Consider the following 19,222-nt stretch of genomic DNA (forward strand, 5'->3'; position numbering starts at 1 on the left):
GAAAAATGCTCCCTTTTTATACTAGTATTAATGAGGATAAGATGAATGTGGAATGCAACGTTATTTGGAATTGAAAGTTATAAGATGATATTATGGTTTTTGACTTACAGTATTTTAGGATGGATAGTCGAATCTATTTATATGTCTATTTGTAATCGCAAATTAACAAATAGAGGGTTTGCAAAAGGGCCTATTTGTCCGATTTACGGAGTAGGTGCATTGACAGTGTTTGTTATTTTGAGACCATATAGCCATAGTTTGTTGTTACTTTTCTTGTTAGGGTCAGTGTTGGCAACTACTCTTGAATATATAACAGCAATTATTATGAATAAGATGTTTGGAGAGATTTGGTGGGATTATACCGATAAGCCGTTTAATTATAAAGGAATTCTTTGTTTGGAAAGTTCGATTGCGTGGGGATTTTATACAGTTATTTTATTTACATTTTTGCATGGCTTTGTGGATGGGTTGGTAAACCGTATTCCTTTTAGTGTAGGAAGAACAGTAGGAACAATTATCTTAGCACTAGTGGCAGTGGATTATACAATTGTGATGTATAAACAAAAGAAAGAAAGTTTTTCTAAGCGTGTATTAGAGATAAAAGAAAATATTTCATTCAGAATACGAAGATAGGAAGTGAGCAGAATGGACTCAAAAATGGACGTAAAGAAATTTTTGATATATTATGGAATTATGTCGATTATTATTATTATTTTCGGAAAGATGTTCCCGCAATGGGTTAAGGATAATACGATGTTATACTATATTATTCTTGTAGGGGCAGCATTTCCGGCAGATATATTATCAAGACGTGGAAACAAAAAAGACAAATAAAAAGAAAGCATAGTTATTGGAGAGGATGACTATGCTTTTTGCTTTGTAACAGATGACATAATTCTGGATTTTCTTGCTTATAATGATAACAGAATATAGATAAGGAGTAAGATGATGAAAGGGATTATATCTGTATTGATGAGTTTTCTCCTGTTTGGACAGTGTGTTTTTGCAGCCCCAGCCCCCAAAAATACAATAGAAATTGAGGCGAAATCTGGAATTTTGATGGAGGAATCTACAGGGAAAATAATTTATGAGAAAAATCCAGATGAAAAATTGCCACCAGCTAGTGTTACGAAAGTGATGACGATTCTTTTGATTTTTGATGCTATTGATGCTGGTAAAATCAAATTAGAAGATACGGTTACTGTATCAGAGTTTGCGGCATCCATGGGAGGATCTCAGGTCTTTTTAGAGCCAGGAGAAACACAATCAGTGGAAACTATGTTGAAGTGTATAATAGTTTCGTCTGCGAATGATGCATGTGTAGCTATGGCAGAATATATTAGTGGTGACGAAAAAACTTTTGTTCATCAAATGAATGAAAGAGCAAAGAAATTGGGAATGAGGAATACACATTTTGTGAATTGTAATGGCTTAGACGAAAAAGATCATTTAACAACAGCTAGAGATATAGCTATCATGTCAAAAGAATTAATTTCCAAATATCCAGAAATATATAAATATACAAAAATATGGCAGGAAAATATTACACACAAAACGAAAAAAGGAGTATCCGAGTTTGGATTGACAAATACAAATAAATTCATTCGACAATATCCATATGCAACAGGGTTAAAAACGGGTTCGACAGGAAAAGCAAAATTTTGTTTGTCAGCTACAGCAGAAAAAGAAAAAATAAAATTAATTTCGGTTGTAATGTCTTCGCCAAATGCAAAACAACGAGTAAAAGATACGGTTATGTTAATGAATTATGGTTTTGGAAAATGTAAAAAATACGAAGATGAAATGCCAATGAAGGAAAGAAAAATAAAAGTGGAGAAAGGAAAAAAGGAAGAAGTAAAGGTATATGTGAAAAAGGGATTTGAGTATGTGAGTGTATCAGGGGAAGATGTTTCTAATATAAAGAAAAAAATAGAGATAAAGAAAACAATAACTGCACCAATAAAAAAGGGGGAGAAGCTAGGAAAAATTTCGTATTCTTTAAATAAGAAAGAAATCGGTTATCTTCCAATTTTAGCCAAAGAAAAAATTGCAAAGATAGATTATTTTTATGCAGCCTCTTTTGTGTTAAAAAGCTTTTTCTTGTAAATAAGTTGGAAAAACTATATAATAATACGGAAAGACGAAAAAGGATGTAAAGAAATGAAGAATTTAATTATTATATGTAGTATTGTTTTTTTTCTAATTCTTTTAGAAATTCTTCGAGAAATTAGTACATTTAAAGTCACTCATTATGAAATTATTTCTCGGAAATTGAGCAAGAATATGAAAGAGAAAAAAATTGTCTTTATAAGTGATTTACATAATTATTCTTATGGGAAAAGGAATAATAAATTAATTGGGACAATTGAACAAGAAAATCCAGATATAATCTTTTCGGCAGGTGATTTGCTTGTGGGAAAGAAAAATAAATCGACAAAACCAGCGGAAGAATTCATTGAATCTTTAGCAAAAAGATTTCCAATATACTGCATAAATGGAAATCATGAGCAAAGAATGAAAGAGGAAATGGAGGTATACGGGAAAAAATACGCAGAATATCGAGAAAGTATAATAAAATCAGGGGTAAATTTATTGGAAAATGATTCTGTTTTGCTTGAATGGGAAGGGAAAAAAGTGAGAATTAACGGTCTTGAGATTCCGTTGTCATATTACCGAAAGTTTTCTAGAAAAAAGTTAAGCTTGAAAGAAATAGAAGTTTGCTTGGGAAAATCGAATAAAGATGTATTTGAAATTTTGTTAGCGCATAATCCAGTCCACGCAGAGGTTTATGCCGAATGGGGAGCAGACTTAATTTTATCAGGTCATCTTCACGGAGGAATAGTGCGCATTCCTTTTTTGGGTGGAATTATCACGCCGCAGATGTGTTTCTTTCCTAAATATTCAGGTGGATTGTATGAAATTGGTGAAAAAAGAATAGTTGTTAGTAAAGGCTTGGGAATTCATTCGATTCCTATACGATTGTTCAATGAAGCAGAAGTTATTGTGCTTCATATAAAGGGAAAAGGATAAAGGGGATAATATGGGAATACCTATAAAATTGGAAGCGTTTGAGGGTCCTTTGGATTTGCTTCTGCATTTGATTGAAAAAAACAAAATAGATATTTATGACATTCCGATTGTAGAAATTACAAATCAATATATGGATTATATTCGTGAAATGGAAACAAAAGATCTAAATATAATGAGTGAATTTTTGTTAATGGCATCCACTTTGCTAGATATAAAATGTAGAATGTTACTACCAAAAGAAGTGAATGAAGAAGGAGAGGAAGAAGATCCTCGGCAGGAATTAGTAGAACAGTTGTTACAATATAAAATGTATAAATATATGTCATATGAACTGCGTGATCGCCAAATAGAAGGAGAAAGGTTGATGTTTAGAGAACCTGATATTCCACAAGAAGTATTGGCGTATTCTGAGCCGGTAGATTTAGATGCATTATTAGATGGAACGACATTAGCAAAATTGAAATTAGTATATAATGAGGTTTTAAAACGTCAGGAAAGTAAAATTGATCCGATAAGAAGTAAGTTTGGGAAAATAGAAAAAGAAGAAGTAGAATTGCCAGAAAAGATGTCATTTTTGCAGAAATATGCAAAAATGCATAAAAGGTTTAGTTTCCGTCAACTTTTAGAAAAACAGAAATCCAAAATACATATTATCGTTACATTCTTAGCTGTGCTTGAAATGATGAAAACAGGAGAAATACAAGTTGTGCAAGAAGATACTTTTTCTGAAATTATGATTACATCAACTATATTCAGATAAAGGAAGGAAAACATATGGAAATAAAACAGGCAGAAGCAATTATCGAAGCTATTTTGTTTACGATGGGAGAATCTGTAGATTTAAATCGAATTGCAGAAGCGATAGATTATGATGAAAAGACAACAAAAACAATTATACGAAATATGATGATGCGTTATGAGGAAGAAGACAGAGGAATACGAATTATTGAATTAGAAAATGCCTATCAATTATGTACAAAGCAGGAAATGTATGAGTATTTAATTCGAATAGTAAAGCAGCCGAAACATCATACACTTACAGATGTATTGTTGGAAACTCTTTCCATTATCGCTTATAAACAGCCAATAACTCGTTTGGAAATTGAAAAAATAAGAGGAGTTAAATCAGATCATGCAGTAAGTAAGTTGGTTGAATATAATTTGGTGAAGGAATTAGGAAGAATGGATGCTCCAGGGAAGCCTCTCCTTTTTGGAACGACTGAGGAATTTTTGAGACGTTTCAATGTGAAGTCAATAGATGAACTTCCAGTTTTTGATACGGAAAAAATGGAAGATTTTAAGTTGGAAGCAGAAAATGAAGTACATTTAAAAATGGATATTTAATTTAAGAATAATAAGAAAAAATCATACATATAGTAAAACAGATGAATTGACAAAAGGTGTGTATGATTTTGAAAAAGATAATTGGCATAGTGTTAATTGGTGTTATCTTTTGTAATATAACAGTAAAGGCGGTTGAAAAGCCTAAAGAATTATACGCCCAGTCAGCAGTTTTAATGGATGCGGACAGTGGGCGTATTTTATTTGAGAAAAATGGAAATGAGAAACGAGCTATGGCGAGTACTACAAAAATTATGACATGTATTCTGGCATTAGAATTAGGGGATTTAGAAAGTGAAGTGGAAGTTTCAGAAAATGCGTCAAAACAACCGAAAGTTCATTTGGGAGTTGAGAAAGGGGAAACTTTCAGACTTAGAGATTTGTTGTATTCGCTTATGTTGGAATCGCATAATGATAGTGCGGTAATAATAGCGGAAAAAATTAGTGGGAACGTGAAGAATTTTGCTAAGTTAATGAACAAAAAAGCAAAAGAAATCGGTTGTACAAATACATATTTTATTACACCAAATGGGTTGGATGCGAAAGATGATAAAGGAAAGCACTCCACAACGGCTGCGGACTTGGCAAAAATAATGAGTTATTGTATTACAAAATCGCCTAAAAAAGAAGAATTTTTGGAGATCACAGGCAAGAAAAGTTATCAATTTACTAATGTGAATAAAACAAAAACATATATATGTCATAACCATAATGCTTTTTTGGAAATGATGGAAGGGGCATTGTCTGGTAAAACGGGATTTACAGGTGAAGCCGGATATTGTTATGTGGGAGCGTTACGAAAAAATGATAGAATTTTTGTTGTATCTCTTCTTGGATGTGGTTGGCCGAATAATAAAACGTATAAATGGGCAGATACAAAACAATTAATGAAATATGGAATTGATACTTTTAAATACAAAGAAATAGAACCAGAAGTTCATTTTGAAACTATGCGTGTAAAAAACAGTATTCCTGGACAGCGTGTGAGGGTTATTGTGAAAGGGAAAAGAAAAAATAGTGAGAGAATTTTAATGAGTGAAGAGGAAGAGATATTAGTAAAAACAAGGTTGAAAAAAGAATGGGTGGCCCCAATAAAAAAAGGGGAAAAAGCAGGAAAAATTAGTTACTATTTAAATGATGACCAGATTTGTGAATATGAATTGATTACCGCAAATAAAGTAGAAAAACTAACATGGGAATGGTGCATCGAACAAATGATAAAGAAATATTTAGAATTCTAATTTGCAATAAAAAAACAGCCTGCGTACAGACTGTTTTTTTATGGAGCTTTAATTAAATAAAATTCTTATTCTTCACCTTCTGAAGTTAAAGAATTTAATGGTTTAATTAAGAAGAACATGATGATTGCACAAACGAATGAAATAATCATGAATGCTAACATGATATTGAAGTCACCCATTTTTTCAACAAGTTTCATAATTTCACCATTGATTGTTGAAGCGATGAAAGAAGCCATTGTCCAAATACCCATTAATAATGATAAGTATTTTTTAGGAGCAAATTTACTTACAAATGAGTTTCCGAGTGGAGAGAAGCAAATTTCACCACAAGTGATTAATACACCAAATAAAAGAATCCATGTAAAGTTAGCTTTTCCAGCACCTCTTGTCATATCCATAAGAGCTAATGCACCATAAGATAATCCTAAGAATACGAAAGATAAAGTAACTTTTTGGAACATAGACATATCACCTTGAGGTCTATTTGAAAGTTTTTCCCAAAGTTTAGCTGCAGCCAAACTCATGAAAATACATAATAAACCATTCCATGTTGTTGTTAAGTGAGCAGGTGAAAGCTCAAATCCGCCAACTGTACGCATTACTTTATCACGAATATAGAATGTAAGGAAAATATCCTGTTGATAGTATGCTAACCAGAATACAACAGAGAATAATGTAACTAATAAGATAGCTAATACATTTTTCTTCTGTAAACTTGTAAGTGGAGCAGTTGATTTTTCTTTCTTTTCTTGTTTTTCTTCACCAATAACGTTTCCTTGAGTATCTGTAAGGTATTTAAATGGTAATTTTCCTTGTCCTTGTAATAATCCATAACAAGCAGTAAAGATAACACCACCAATGAAAATAAGGATTGCACAAAGAAGGAATACTTCTCTAAATCCTAAAACATCACCTTTTTTAAATGTAGACATGTATAATGCTGCACAAACCATTGATCCAAAGAAAGCACCAATATTAACGAAAGAATACTGAATAGAAAAAGCTGTATCAAGAAGTTTTTCATCATCAAATAAACGTCCGATAATAGCAGCAAGATTACCTTTGAAAAATGCTGTACCAATTGCTACAACGATAATCATTGCCCAAATCATTCCAACACTGTGTGCTTGCCATCCAATTAAATAACCAGCACCCATTAAAATACAACCAAGTGTTACTGCGTATCTAGCACCTAAGAAACGGTCGCAAATCCATCCACCGATGATTGGTGTGATGTAAGTAAATGATGTTAATGCTGCTGCGATAGGAGCTGCATCAACTTCGCTAAGTCCAATACCACCTTCTGCAATTGAAGTTGCAAGGAAAAGAGCTAAAAGTGGTTTTGTACCATAGAAAGCGAAACGTTCAAAAGTGTAAGTAATACAACAAATCCAATATCCAATAGGAAATTTCGATTTTTTAGCTGTTGCGCCCATAAGTTTAAACCTCCAAAAAAAATAAAATTTGTTTTCTCTTTTGTGAAAAAGAGTTTCTCATCAGAATTGTCGTACAAATGAATAAACAAATTCCATTTATGCCATGTAAGGCTCCAGACTTACATAACGTAAAGTTATATGCTATTTTCAAAGTGCGATTTTCTAACGCCTTGCCTGAGAAGACATAACTGTCTACTACGGGATAGAAACAGAGCGTCAAGAATTTACTGATGTAATGATTTATCCCATGAAACTGATTATATCATAAAATATAATCGTGTGCAAATACAATTATTTCCTTTTTTTAGAAAAACTTAAGAAAAATTTAATGTACAAACTATAATGATATGTATACAACTAACAAAAAAGTATGTGAAAAAAATATCAAATCTTTTTTGAAAATCATTGCTATTTAGAAACGCGTATTATATAATATAATCGGCAGAGAATTTGGTTGAATTTTAAAAAAACTTGTAAAATTTAAAGAAAACGGAGGGCTTAAATATGAGCAACACAACATCAAACCCAGCAAGTATGAGAATTGCCACTTTACTTGATTCGGGAAGTTTTGTTGAAATCGGCGGAGCTGTCATGGCGAGAACAACTGATTTCAATATGCAGACAAAAGATACTCGCGCAGACGGTGTTATTACTGGATATGGAGTTATTGATGGTAATCTTGTATATGTGTATAGTCAGGATGCTACTGTATTAAATGGGGCAATTGGAGAAATGCATGCAAAAAAAATTGCCAATATTTATGATATGGCAATGAAAATGGGAGCACCGGTTATCGCCTTGATTGATTGTGCGGGATTAAGACTTCAAGAAGCAACAGATGCGTTACATGCTTTTGGAAGTTTATACTTAAAACAGACAATGGCGTCAGGAGTAATTCCACAGATTACAGCTATATTTGGTACTTGCGGTGGTGGACTAGCTATGGTTCCTGCTCTTACTGATTTCACTTTCATGGAAGAAAAACAGGGAAAATTATTTGTAAATTCACCAAATGCAATATTAGGAAATTCAGTAGAAAAATGTGATACATCATCAGCAAAATTCCAAAGTGAGGAAACAGGACTTGTAGATGGTATTGGAACGGAAGAAGATATTCTAAGTCAAATTCGCTCTCTTATAACAATTCTTCCAGCGAATAATGAAGATGATCAATCTTATGATGAATGTATGGATGATTTAAATAGAGTCTGTGAAGGTATCGAAAATGCTTGTGGCGATGCAAGAATAACTTTAGCGATGATTTCAGATAATTACGAATTTTTTGAAACTAAAAAAGAATATGCAAAAGAAATGGTAACAGGATTTATTCGTTTAAACGGAATGACTGTTGGTGCAGTTGCAAATTGTTCGAAACGTTATGATGAAGAAGGAAATTTACAAGAAGAATATGCAACAGACTTAACTGCAAACGGATGTAGAAAAGCAAAAGAATTTGTTGATTTTTGTGATGCATTTAATATTCCTGTTCTTACTTTAACTAATGTGACAGGGTTTGAAGCATCAAAATGTTCAGAAAAAAATATTGCAAGAGAAGTTGCGAAACTTACATATGCTTTTGCAGATGCAACAGTTCCAAAAGTTAATGTAATTGTTGGAAAAGCTTATGGAAGTGCATATGTGGCGATGAATAGCAAATCAATCGGAGCAGATATGGTATATGCTTGGCCAACAGCGGAAATAGGTATGATGGATGCAGAATTGGCTGCAAAAATCATGTATGCAGATGCAACTGCAGATGTTATTAAAGAAGAGGCAAAAAAATATAAAGAATTACAATCAAGCCCACTTTCGGCAGCGAGAAGAGGATATGTAGATACCATTATCAATCCGGCAGATACAAGAAAATATGTGATTGGAGCGTTTGAAATGTTATTTACAAAGAGGGAAGATCGTCCATCTAAGAAACACGGAACAGTTTAGTGAGGTGAAGCGAAGTGAAAAAAAGAATTAGTTTATTACTATGTGCTTTCGTACTTACATTTAGTTTTGTTGGATGTGGAAGTGAGAAAAAAGCAATGGAATATGATAAAAAGATGCTAGAGCAAAGTGCAGAAATCATTATTCGAAGCTTCTCAGAAATGGACGACAAAACTTTTGAACAGTATGAGGACGGATCAGAATTACAGGTAAATATGATGTTGCTTCAATCGGGGCTTCCAATTGAAAAGGAAGAATTTGTTTCTATGATTCATTCATGGCAAGCATCAATTGATGAGTGTGGAGAATACAAAAAACACGGAGAATATAAAGTTGAAGCGAAAGCAAAAGAAATTATTCTAAGTACAGAGGCGACATATGAAGAAAGAAAAGCGACTATAGAGTTTAAATTTGATGATAAATTAAACATGGAATCTATGGATGTTTCAGCGAAATACTCAACAGGAGAAATTCTTAAAAAAGCAGGAATGAATACTGTGTTAGGAATGGGAACAGTGTTTATTGTGTTGATTTTCTTGGCGTTTATCATTTCTTTATTAAAATACATTCCGGCTATTACAGGAAAATTTGGAAAGAAAGAAGAATGTGAGAAAGTAGTTGAGACTAAATCGACAATAGTAGAAGAAACGAAAACGTCTTCTGTAGATGATTTGGAATTAGTAGCGGTTATTACAGCTGCGATTGCAGCGGAAACAGGAACATCATCTGATGGATTTGTTGTGCGTTCGATAAAACGTAGAACATCTAATAATTGGAATTAGAATGAATTTAGGAGGAAAACATAATGAAAAATTATACAATCACAGTAAACGGAAATGTATATGATGTAACAGTAGAAGAAAAAGTTGGAGGAGCGATACCAGCACAAAGAGGATCTGCACCAACAACACCAGTGGTAGCACCAGTACAAAAACAAGTATCAGCAGCAGGAAGTATTGAAGTAAAAGCTGGAGCAGCTGGTAAAGTTTTCAAAGTAGAAGCAAGCGTCGGACAAAAAGTATCAAAGGGAGATACAGTTATTGTTGTTGAAGCGATGAAAATGGAAATTCCAGTAGTAGCACCTGAGGATGGAACAGTTGCTAGTATTGATGTCGCAGTAGGAGATGCAGTAGAAGCAGGAGCAGTAATGGCTACATTAAATTAGGAATTACAAATATGAAAATAATTGTAAATTCCCAAATTTAACGTAAAGTGGGAGGTTAAAAAATGGAATATATTACAAGTACATTAGGAAACCTCATGGACCAAACGGCGTTTTTTAATTTGACATGGGGAAACTATGTTATGATTGCTGTTGCCTGCGGGTTCCTATATTTAGCAATAAAAAAAGGATTTGAACCACTTTTGTTAGTTCCGATTGCTTTTGGTATGCTATTAGTAAATATTTATCCGGATATTATGTTGTCGATTGAAGAGTCTTCAAATGGAGTCGGAGGATTGTTACATTATTTTTATTTGTTAGATGAATGGGCAATTCTTCCATCATTAATTTTTATGGGTGTAGGTGCAATGACAGACTTTGGTCCATTGATTGCTAATCCTAAAAGCTTTTTACTAGGAGCAGCGGCCCAATTTGGTATTTTTGCAGCGTATTTAGGAGCAATGGCGATGGGATTTTCTGACAAAGCGGCAGCTGCGATTTCTATTATTGGTGGAGCTGATGGACCAACATCTATTTTCCTTGCTGGAAAATTACAACAGACTGCCATTTTAGGTCCGATTGCGGTTGCGGCATATTCATATATGTCACTGGTTCCGATTATTCAGCCACCTATTATGAAATTGTTAACAACAGAAGAAGAGCGTAAAATTAAAATGGAACAATTAAGACCAGTTTCACAATTAGAAAAAATTCTGTTCCCAATTATCATTACAATTGTTGTGTCTTTGATTCTTCCTACAACTGCGCCACTTGTAGGTATGCTTATGTTAGGTAATTTATTTAAAGAATGTGGTGTGGTAAGACAATTAACAGAAACAGCATCAAATGCATTGATGTATATTGTTGTTATTTTGCTTGGAACATCGGTAGGTGCGACAACAAGTGCGGAAGCATTTTTGAATATGGATACGCTTAAAATCGTAGCATTAGGGTTAGTGGCGTTTTCTTTTGGTACAGCGGCTGGTGTGTTATTTGGTAAGTTGATGTGTAAGATAACCGGTGGAAAGGTAAACCCTTTGATTGGCTCAGCAGGTGTATCGGCAGTGCCTATGGCAGCGAGAGTTTCTCAGAAAGTTGGTGCAGAGGCAGATCCGACAAACTTCTTATTAATGCATGCGATGGGACCAAACGTTGCGGGAGTTATTGGTACTGCTGTTGCGGCTGGAACATTTATGGCAATTTTTGGTGTTAAATAAAGATGGAGGACAATAGAATGGAAATCGAAAAAAAACCAATTAAAATTACAGAGACAATTTTGAGAGATGCGCATCAGTCTTTGATTGCAACGAGAATGACTACAGAACAGATGCTTCCAATCGTTGATAAAATGGATAAAGTTGGTTATCATTCCGTAGAATGCTGGGGTGGTGCAACTTTTGATGCGTCTCTTCGTTTTTTGAAAGAGGATCCATGGGAAAGACTTCGTAAATTTCGTGATGGATTTAAAAATACAAAATTACAAATGTTATTCCGTGGCCAAAATATTTTAGGATATCGTCCGTATGCAGATGATGTTGTAGAATACTTTGTTCAAAAATCAGTTGCAAATGGAATTGATATTATTCGTATCTTTGACTGTTTAAATGATATTCGTAACTTAAAAACGGCTGTTAAAGCAGCTGTTAAAGAGAAAGCAGATGCACAGGTTGCGTTGTCTTATACTTTGGGTGATGCTTATACATTGGAATATTGGATGGATATTGCAAAGAAAATTGAAGATATGGGGGCAACTTCTATTTGTATTAAAGATATGGCAGGGTTGTTGGTTCCATATAAAGCAACAGAATTAATTACAGCAATGAAGGAAGCAACAAATCTTCCGATTCAGTTACATACACACTATACATCAGGTGTTGCATCTATGACTTATTTAAAAGCAGTTGAAGCAGGTGTAGATGTAATTGATACAGCGATGTCACCATTTGCTATGGGAACGTCGCAACCAGCGACAGAAGTTATGGTAGAAACCTTCAAAGGAACTCCTTATGACACAGGTTTAGATCAGAATCTTCTTGCTGAAATTGCAGATTATTTCCGTCCAATTCGTGATGAAGCGTTAGAATCAGGTTTATTAAATCCGAAAAACTTAGGTGTAAATATAAAAACATTATTATATCAGGTTCCAGGTGGTATGCTTTCTAACTTAACTTCCCAGTTAAAAGAGCAGGGAGCAGAAGATAAATTCTATGAAGTGCTTGAAGAAGTGCCAAGGGTTCGTAAAGATTTAGGGGAACCACCACTTGTAACGCCATCTTCACAGATTGTTGGTACACAGGCTGTGTTTAATGTATTGATGGGTGAACGCTATAAAATGGCTACTAAAGAAACAAAAGATGTTTTAAGCGGAAAATATGGAGCTACAGTAAAACCATTTAATAAAGAAGTACAGAAAAAATGTATTGGTGATGCAGAAGTGATTACTTGCCGTCCGGCTGACTTGATTCCAGATGAATTAGATACACTAAAAGATGAAATGAAACAATGGTCACAGCAGGATGAAGATGTATTATCATATGCATTGTTTCCACAAGTTGCAACAGATTTCTTTAAATATAGAGAAGCTCAGCAAACAAAAGTGGATCAAAAAGTGGCAGATACAGAAAATGGAAGTTATCCTGTATAGTAGAGTTGAAAGAGTTAGCATTTGCTAACTCTTTTTGTATCTATAAGAGAAAAATCAAAAGAAAGGGGTTTTCTTTATTTCTTTAGTTGTGTATAATAAAACTTTAGAAAACGAGAAGAAATACGGAGGCTGAGAATGAACAGCAATAATACGAATGAACTGTTGAGTAATATAACTGAGAAATATGAAAAAATGAGTAAAGGTCAAAAATTATTGGCAAGATATATCACTGAAAATTATGATAAAGCGGTATTTTTGACAGCGGCAAAACTTGGAAAAACAGTTGGGGTAAGTGAGTCTACTGTTGTGCGTTTTGCAACGCAATTAGGATATGATGGGTATCCGGGATTTCAAAAGGCGTTGGAGGAACTTGTTAGAAATAAACTTAATTCTATCCAACGTATGGAAGTGGCATATGGGCGTATTGCGCAGTCTGAGATATTGGAAACAGTTCTTCAGTCTGACATAGAAAAGATAAAATTAACATTGGCAGGAATTGAGCAAGAAGCCTTTGATTTGGCAGTAGATACGATGTTGCAAGCAAAGCGTATATATATAGTGGGAATTAGAAGTTGTGCTCCGTTGGCGAATTTTCTTGGATTTTATTTGAATTTGATTTTTGATAATGTAACTTTAGTTAACACAAATAGTGCAAGTGAAATTTTTGAACAGTTAATTCGTATAAGTGAAGAAGATGTTATTATTGGGATCAGTTTTCCGCGATATTCTATGCGAACTTTGAAAGCGTTAGAGTTTGCGAGCAATCGAAAAGCGAAAGTAATTACACTTACGGACAGTATACATTCACCGATGAATTTATATTCATCATGTAATCTTATTGCAAGAAGTGATATGGCGTCAATTGTGGATTCACTTGTAGCACCTTTGAGTGTTGTGAATGCTCTTGTTGTAGCACTTTGTATGAAGAAGCAGACAGAAGTGATTGCTACATTAGGAACATTGGAAGAAATATGGGATGAATATCAAGTATACAGTGGAGATGAATTGAATCCGGTAAATGATAAAATGTCATTAAACAGAGTGGAAAGAGAAGAGGACAAATAGATGAGTAAAGTGCTTGTGATTGGTGGTGGCGCAGCCGGGATGTTTTCTGCTATATTTGCAGCGAGAAATGGAAATGAAGTACATTTGTTTGAAAAAAATGAAAAATTGGGTAAGAAACTTTTTATTACAGGTAAAGGACGATGTAATATTACGAATGCTGGAGATATGGAAAGCTTGTTTCAAGCAGTAGTGTCTAATCAAAAATTTTTATATAGTAGTTTTTATGGATATACAAACGAAGATGTTGTTTCATTTTTTGAAGAAATAGGAGTAAAGACAAAAATAGAGAGAGGAAATCGAGTTTTTCCGTTATCAGATCATTCTTCAGATGTCATTAATGCATTATTATTAGAATTGAAGAAACTTAAGGTAAAGGTTCATTTAAACACAAAAGTGAAGTTTATTGAAGAAGAGGGAAAAGAATTCAAAAGAATAGTGCTTTCAAATGGTGAAAAAATAGAAGCGGATCATTGTATTGTGGCGACAGGAGGTTGTTCTTATCCTCTTACTGGTTCTACAGGAGATGGATATAATATGGCGAAAAGTGTTGGACATACAGTTACGGAAGTTTATCCTGCATTGGTTCCGTTAGAAGTGAAGGAAGATTATGTTAGGGAATTACAGGGACTTTCGTTGAGAAATGTGGGAGTAGCCATTTATGATGAAAAAAAAGAAGTGTATAATAATTTCGGAGAAATGTTATTTACCCATTATGGAGTAAGTGGACCGCTTATATTAACGGCTAGTAGTTACATTACTAAAAAGTTGATTAATAAAGAGATGAAACTTATTATAGATTTGAAACCGGCTTTATCAGAGGAACAATTAGATCAGAGAGTGCTAAAAGATTTTGAAGTGAATAAAAATAAGCAGTTTAGAAATGCAATAACAAAATTGTTCCCGACAAAATTGATACCGATCATAATTATGTTGAGTGGAATCGATGCCGAAAAGAAAGTGAATGAGATTTCAAAAGAAGAAAGACTAGGGTTTGTTAGATTGATTAAACACTTTACATTAACCATTACAGGAACGAGATCCTTTAGAGAAGCTATTATTACGCAAGGAGGGGTAAAAACGAAAGAAATAAATCCAGCAACAATGGAGTCGAAAATGATTTCCCGTTTATATTTTGTAGGAGAGGTTCTTGATTTGGATGCGTTGACTGGAGGATTTAATTTGCAAATAGCATGGTCTACAGCATACATGGCTGGAAGTAGTATTTGGTAGGAGAGGAGAAAGAAAATGGGATATAACATAGCAATAGATGGTCCGGCAGGAGCAGGAAAAAGTACAATAGCAAAAAAAGTGGCAAAAGAATTGGGATATATTTATGTAGATACAGGTGCGTTGTATAGAGGAATGGCCGTTTATTTTCTGGAAAATGGTGTATCAACAGAACAAATAGATAAAATAGGATTAATGTGTAAGGATGCCGTAGTTACATTGGGGTATGAAGAGGGTGTTCAACAAGTATATTTAAATGGAGAAAACATTTCTGGAAAACTTCGTGAAGAAGAAGTGGGAAAAATGGCATCTGTCAGTTCGGCAATAAAAGAAGTTAGAATGCAATTGTTGGAATTGCAAAGAGATTTAGCACTAAAAGAAAATGTAGTAATGGATGGAAGAGATATAGGAACGAATGTACTACCGAATGCGGAAACGAAAATTTATTTAACGGCTAGTGTAGAGACAAGAGCGAAGCGAAGATTTTTAGAATTGCAAGAAAAAGGAATTCCATGTGTGCTTGAAAAAATTGCAAAAGATATTGAAGATAGAGATTATCGTGATATGAATAGAGAAGTAGCGCCGTTAAAACAAGCAAAAGATGCAGTTTATATTGATTCTTCTGAAATGTCTATTGATGAAGTGGTTGCCGAAATATTAAAACATTGCAAATAAGGGTGAAAAGATGGAAGTGAAATTAGCGAAGACAGCAGGATTTTGTTTTGGGGTAAAAAGAGCTGTTGAAACAGTATACGAGCAAGTGGAGAAAGAAAAAGGAAAGAAAATTTATACTTATGGTCCAATAATTCACAATGAAGAAGTTGTGAAAGATATGCAAAAAAAAGGCGTGACAGTGATTAAGACAGAAGAAGAACTAGAATCTTTAGAAAGTGGAGTGGTTATTATTCGGTCTCATGGTGTGCCAAAAAGAATTTATGACAAATTAGAAGAAAAAAATATCACATGTGTAGATGCGACTTGTCCGTTTGTGAAAAAAATTCATAATATTGTGAAAAAAGAAAGTGAAGCTGGAAGTCAAATCGTTATTATTGGAAATAGCACTCATCCAGAAGTGGAGGGGATAAAGGGATGGTCAACATCCCCAGTAGCGGTAATCCAAACAGTAGAAGATGTGAACAATTTTAAGTTTGATAAATCGAAGAAGGTGTGCATTGTATCACAAACGACATTTAATTACAAGAAATTTGAAGAATTAGTTGAAATTATTTCTAAAAAGCGTTATGATATAAGTGTTTTAAATACGATTTGTAATGCGACTACTGAGCGTCAGACTGAGGCTAGGAGCATTGCAGAGGGCGTAGATGCTATGATCGTTATCGGAGATAAACATAGTTCTAATACCCAAAAATTATTTGAAATATGTGATAAGGTATGCAACAATACGTACTATATTCAGACACTTGACGATTTGGATTTGAATCAATTAGGGTCGGCAAAAACAGTAGGTATTACAGCAGGGGCGTCAACGCCTAATAATATAATTGAGGAGGTTCAAAATAATGTCAGAATTAACTTTTGAACAAATGTTAGAAGAGTCTTTAAAAACAATACGAAATGGAGAGGTCGTAGATGGTACTGTAATCGATGTGAAGCCAGATGAAATCATCTTGAATATAGGGTACAAAGCAGATGGTATTATTACAAGAAGCGAATACACAAATGAGCCAAACGTTGATTTAACAACTTTAGTATCAGTTGGCGATACAATGTCTGTTAAAGTATTGAAAGTAAATGACGGAGAAGGTCAGGTGTTGTTAACATATAAGAGATTAGCAGCAGAAAAAGGAAATGAAAGATTAAAAGAAGCTTTTGAGAACAAAGAAGTATTAAAAGCAACAGTAAATCAGATTTTAGGTGGAGGATTAAGTGTTGTTGTTGATGAAGCAAGAGTATTTATTCCAGCAAGTTTAGTATCTGATACATATGAAAAAGATTTAAGCAAATATCAAGGACAAGAAATCGAGTTCGTTATTAGTGAATTTAATCCAAGAAGAAATCGAGTAATTGGTGATAGAAGACAACTTTTAGTTGCAGAAAAAGCGAAATTACAAGAAGAGTTATTTGCTAACCTTAAAGTTGGAGATGTTATTGAAGGAACTGTTAAAAACGTAACAGATTTCGGTGCATTTATCGATTTAGGTGGAGTTGATGGATTGTTACATATTTCAGAAATGTCATGGGGAAGAGTTGAAAATCCAAAGAAAGTATTTAAAGTTGGAGAAACAGTTAAAGTTCTTGTAAAAGATATTAACGATACAAAAGTTGCTTTGAGTTTGAAATTCCCAGAAACAAATCCATGGGCAAATGCAGAAGAAAAATATGCTGTAGGAACAGAAGTTACAGGTAAAGTAGCAAGAATGACAGATTTTGGCGCTTTTGTTGAATTGGCACCAGGTGTAGATGCATTACTTCATGTTTCACAGATTTCTAAAGCACACGTAGAAAAACCAGCAGATGTTTTAAGTGTAGGACAAGAAATTGTAGCGAAAATTGTAGATTTGAACGTAGCAGACAAGAAAATTAGTTTAAGTATGAAAGTGCTTGAAGCAGAAGAAACAACAGAAGAAACAGAAGAAGCTGTTGAAGAATAAGAATTGTTTGTAATTAATAAGAGTAAAAAATAGGGACGAAAGTCTCTATTTTTTATGTAAAAAAATATGTTAAAAATTCATCAAAATGTATATCAAAAGATACAATTAATTGTGGCAAGTTGCTAGAATTACATAGAAAATTCTTGTATTATATATGTAAGAATTGATAATAGATGAAAGGAAGAGGTAAAATGAAGCTTTTAACATTTAAGGGAGGTATTCATCCCGATGATGGGAAACAATTAGCAAAAGATAAGCCGATTGTAAGTATATTTCCAAAAGAAGAATTGGTTTATCCGCTTTCTCAGCATATTGGTGCGCCGGCAAATCCTATTGTAAATGTCGGTGATAGAATTTTAAAAGGTCAAAAGATAGCAGAAGCAGGAGGTTTTGTTTCCGCTTCGATATTTGCATCTGTATCAGGAGAAGTGAAAGGAATTCAAAAGAGATTTACTCCTTCGGGGGGAAAAGTAGATTGTATTATTGTAGAAAATGATTTTCAATATGAAGAAGTTTCTTATCCGCCATTGAAAAAACTTGATGAAATGACAAAAGAAGAAGTTATCGAAAAAATTAAAGAAGCAGGAATTGTTGGAATGGGTGGAGCTGGTTTTCCTACTCATGTTAAATTATCGCCAAAAGAGCCAGAAAAAATAGAGTATGTTATAGCAAACTGTGCAGAATGTGAACCTTATATTACAGCAGATTATAGAAGAATGTTAGAAAATCCAGAAGAGTTAATTAGTGGGATGCGAGTTATATTAAGTTTATTTCCACAAGCAAAAGGAATTTTTGGAATAGAAGATAATAAGCGAGATTGTATTGAAAAAATAGAAAAATTGACGGCAAATGAGCCGAGAATGGAAGTGAAGGCACTAAAAACGAAATATCCTCAAGGAGCAGAAAGACAGTTAATATTTGCGACAACAGGTAGAGCAATTAATTCTAGTATGCTTCCAGCTGATGCGGGATGTGTTGTAGATAATGTGGAGACGATGATAGCTATTCATACAGCAGTAGTCGAAGGAAAAGCAGTAACAGAACGAATTGTAACCCTAAGTGGTAATGCAGTGAATAATCCGGGAAATTTTAAAGTTCTATTTGGAACAAATCACAAAGAAGTGATTGAAGCTGGTGGAGGATTTAAAAGTTTGCCAGAAAAAATTATTTCGGGCGGGCCTATGATGGGATTTGCTATGTTTACAATAGATACTCCTATTACGAAGACGTCCTCATCAATTCTTGCTTTCACAAAAGATGAAGTGAGAGCTAATGAACCAACAGCTTGTATTAATTGTGGACGTTGTGTAGAAGTCTGTCCAAGCCGTATTATTCCATCAAGACTTGCAGATTTGGCGGAACGACATGATGAAGAAGGGTTTAAAAAATTAGAGGGACTCGAATGTATAGAATGTGGTTCATGTAGTTATGTATGTCCAGCAAAAAGGCAATTAAAACAGTCTATTGGAACTATGAGAAAAATTGCATTGGCAAATCGAAAAAAATAAATAGAGAGGTGACAGGAA

The 19,222-nt window shown here is 33.9% G+C and carries 19 protein-coding genes; 18 read left to right on the plus strand and 1 reads right to left on the minus strand.

From position 1 onward, the window contains the following. The first annotated feature begins 45 nt into the window (after positions 1-45). From ACY2U7_RS02690 to ACY2U7_RS02720, 7 genes are all read left to right on the plus strand, one after another. Complete coding sequence (locus ACY2U7_RS02690; RefSeq protein ID WP_461813187.1) at positions 46-633, plus strand: putative ABC transporter permease; 588 nt, start codon at positions 46-48, stop codon at positions 631-633. 12 nt (positions 634-645) lie between these two features. Further along, positions 646-834 (plus strand): hypothetical protein, encoded by a 189-nt coding sequence (locus ACY2U7_RS02695; RefSeq protein ID WP_461813186.1) that lies wholly within the window; start codon positions 646-648, stop codon positions 832-834. 114 nt (positions 835-948) lie between these two features. Then, positions 949-2,106 (plus strand): D-alanyl-D-alanine carboxypeptidase family protein, encoded by a 1,158-nt coding sequence (locus ACY2U7_RS02700; RefSeq protein WP_461815811.1) that lies wholly within the window; start codon positions 949-951, stop codon positions 2,104-2,106. A gap of 54 nt (positions 2,107-2,160) precedes the next feature. Next, complete coding sequence (locus ACY2U7_RS02705; RefSeq protein ID WP_461812028.1) at positions 2,161-3,030, plus strand: metallophosphoesterase; 870 nt, start codon at positions 2,161-2,163, stop codon at positions 3,028-3,030. A 10-nt stretch (positions 3,031-3,040) separates the two neighbouring features. Continuing rightward, entirely contained in the window at positions 3,041-3,790 is a 750-nt protein-coding gene (locus tag ACY2U7_RS02710; protein WP_461812029.1) for a segregation and condensation protein A, read from the plus strand. Positions 3,791-3,804: 14 nt separating this feature from the next. Next, positions 3,805-4,374, plus strand: a complete 570-nt coding sequence (gene scpB / locus ACY2U7_RS02715) for an SMC-Scp complex subunit ScpB (RefSeq protein WP_461815812.1) — start codon at positions 3,805-3,807, stop codon at positions 4,372-4,374. Between the two features lie 62 nt (positions 4,375-4,436). Further along, positions 4,437-5,612, plus strand: a complete 1,176-nt coding sequence (locus ACY2U7_RS02720; protein WP_461812031.1) for a D-alanyl-D-alanine carboxypeptidase family protein — start codon at positions 4,437-4,439, stop codon at positions 5,610-5,612. A gap of 65 nt (positions 5,613-5,677) precedes the next feature. Here ACY2U7_RS02720 and ACY2U7_RS02725 read toward each other — a convergent pair whose 3' ends face one another. After that, on the minus strand, positions 5,678-7,048 hold the full coding sequence (locus tag ACY2U7_RS02725; RefSeq protein WP_461812032.1) for a peptide MFS transporter: 1,371 nt from the start codon (positions 7,046-7,048) through the stop codon (positions 5,678-5,680). Between the two features lie 504 nt (positions 7,049-7,552). Between ACY2U7_RS02725 and ACY2U7_RS02730 the strand changes: the two genes are divergently transcribed. The 11 genes from ACY2U7_RS02730 (at position 7,553) to rsxC (ending at position 19,204) form a co-directional block, all read left to right on the plus strand. Then, positions 7,553-8,989, plus strand: a complete 1,437-nt coding sequence (locus ACY2U7_RS02730; RefSeq protein ID WP_461812033.1) for an acyl-CoA carboxylase subunit beta — start codon at positions 7,553-7,555, stop codon at positions 8,987-8,989. Between the two features lie 14 nt (positions 8,990-9,003). Then, positions 9,004-9,768, plus strand: a complete 765-nt coding sequence (locus ACY2U7_RS02735) for an OadG family transporter subunit (protein WP_461812034.1) — start codon at positions 9,004-9,006, stop codon at positions 9,766-9,768. Between the two features lie 23 nt (positions 9,769-9,791). After that, positions 9,792-10,151: a biotin/lipoyl-containing protein gene (locus tag ACY2U7_RS02740; protein WP_461815813.1), complete on the plus strand. Its 360-nt coding sequence runs from the start codon at positions 9,792-9,794 to the stop codon at positions 10,149-10,151. Positions 10,152-10,213: 62 nt separating this feature from the next. Beyond that, positions 10,214-11,365 carry a sodium ion-translocating decarboxylase subunit beta gene (locus ACY2U7_RS02745; RefSeq protein ID WP_459638707.1) on the plus strand — a complete coding sequence of 384 codons (1,152 nt, stop codon included), beginning with the start codon at positions 10,214-10,216 and terminating at the stop codon, positions 11,363-11,365. A gap of 17 nt (positions 11,366-11,382) precedes the next feature. Beyond that, positions 11,383-12,792, plus strand: a complete 1,410-nt coding sequence (locus ACY2U7_RS02750) for an oxaloacetate decarboxylase subunit alpha (protein ID WP_461812036.1) — start codon at positions 11,383-11,385, stop codon at positions 12,790-12,792. A gap of 135 nt (positions 12,793-12,927) precedes the next feature. Next, positions 12,928-13,857, plus strand: coding sequence for a MurR/RpiR family transcriptional regulator (locus tag ACY2U7_RS02755; RefSeq protein ID WP_461812037.1), 930 nt, complete (start codon positions 12,928-12,930; stop codon positions 13,855-13,857). After that, the gene (locus ACY2U7_RS02760; RefSeq protein ID WP_461812038.1) at positions 13,858-15,087 is read left to right on the plus strand and encodes a BaiN/RdsA family NAD(P)/FAD-dependent oxidoreductase; all 1,230 of its coding nucleotides are present in this window, start codon (positions 13,858-13,860) and stop codon (positions 15,085-15,087) included. 15 nt (positions 15,088-15,102) lie between these two features. Then, positions 15,103-15,759, plus strand: coding sequence for a (d)CMP kinase (gene cmk, locus ACY2U7_RS02765; protein ID WP_461815814.1), 657 nt, complete (start codon positions 15,103-15,105; stop codon positions 15,757-15,759). 10 nt (positions 15,760-15,769) lie between these two features. Beyond that, positions 15,770-16,624: a 4-hydroxy-3-methylbut-2-enyl diphosphate reductase gene (gene ispH / locus ACY2U7_RS02770; RefSeq protein WP_461812040.1), complete on the plus strand. Its 855-nt coding sequence runs from the start codon at positions 15,770-15,772 to the stop codon at positions 16,622-16,624. Beyond that, positions 16,605-17,696, plus strand: coding sequence for a 30S ribosomal protein S1 (gene rpsA / locus ACY2U7_RS02775; RefSeq protein WP_461812041.1), 1,092 nt, complete (start codon positions 16,605-16,607; stop codon positions 17,694-17,696). Before ispH ends, rpsA begins: the two co-directional genes overlap by 20 nt. Positions 17,697-17,887: 191 nt before the next feature. Then, positions 17,888-19,204, plus strand: a complete 1,317-nt coding sequence (gene rsxC, locus ACY2U7_RS02780; RefSeq protein WP_461812042.1) for an electron transport complex subunit RsxC — start codon at positions 17,888-17,890, stop codon at positions 19,202-19,204. Positions 19,205-19,222 lie beyond the last annotated feature (18 nt).

The sequence above is a fragment of the Faecalimonas sp. genome (assembly GCA_029264305.1).
Classification (GTDB): Bacteria; Bacillota; Clostridia; order Lachnospirales; family Lachnospiraceae; genus Faecalimonas.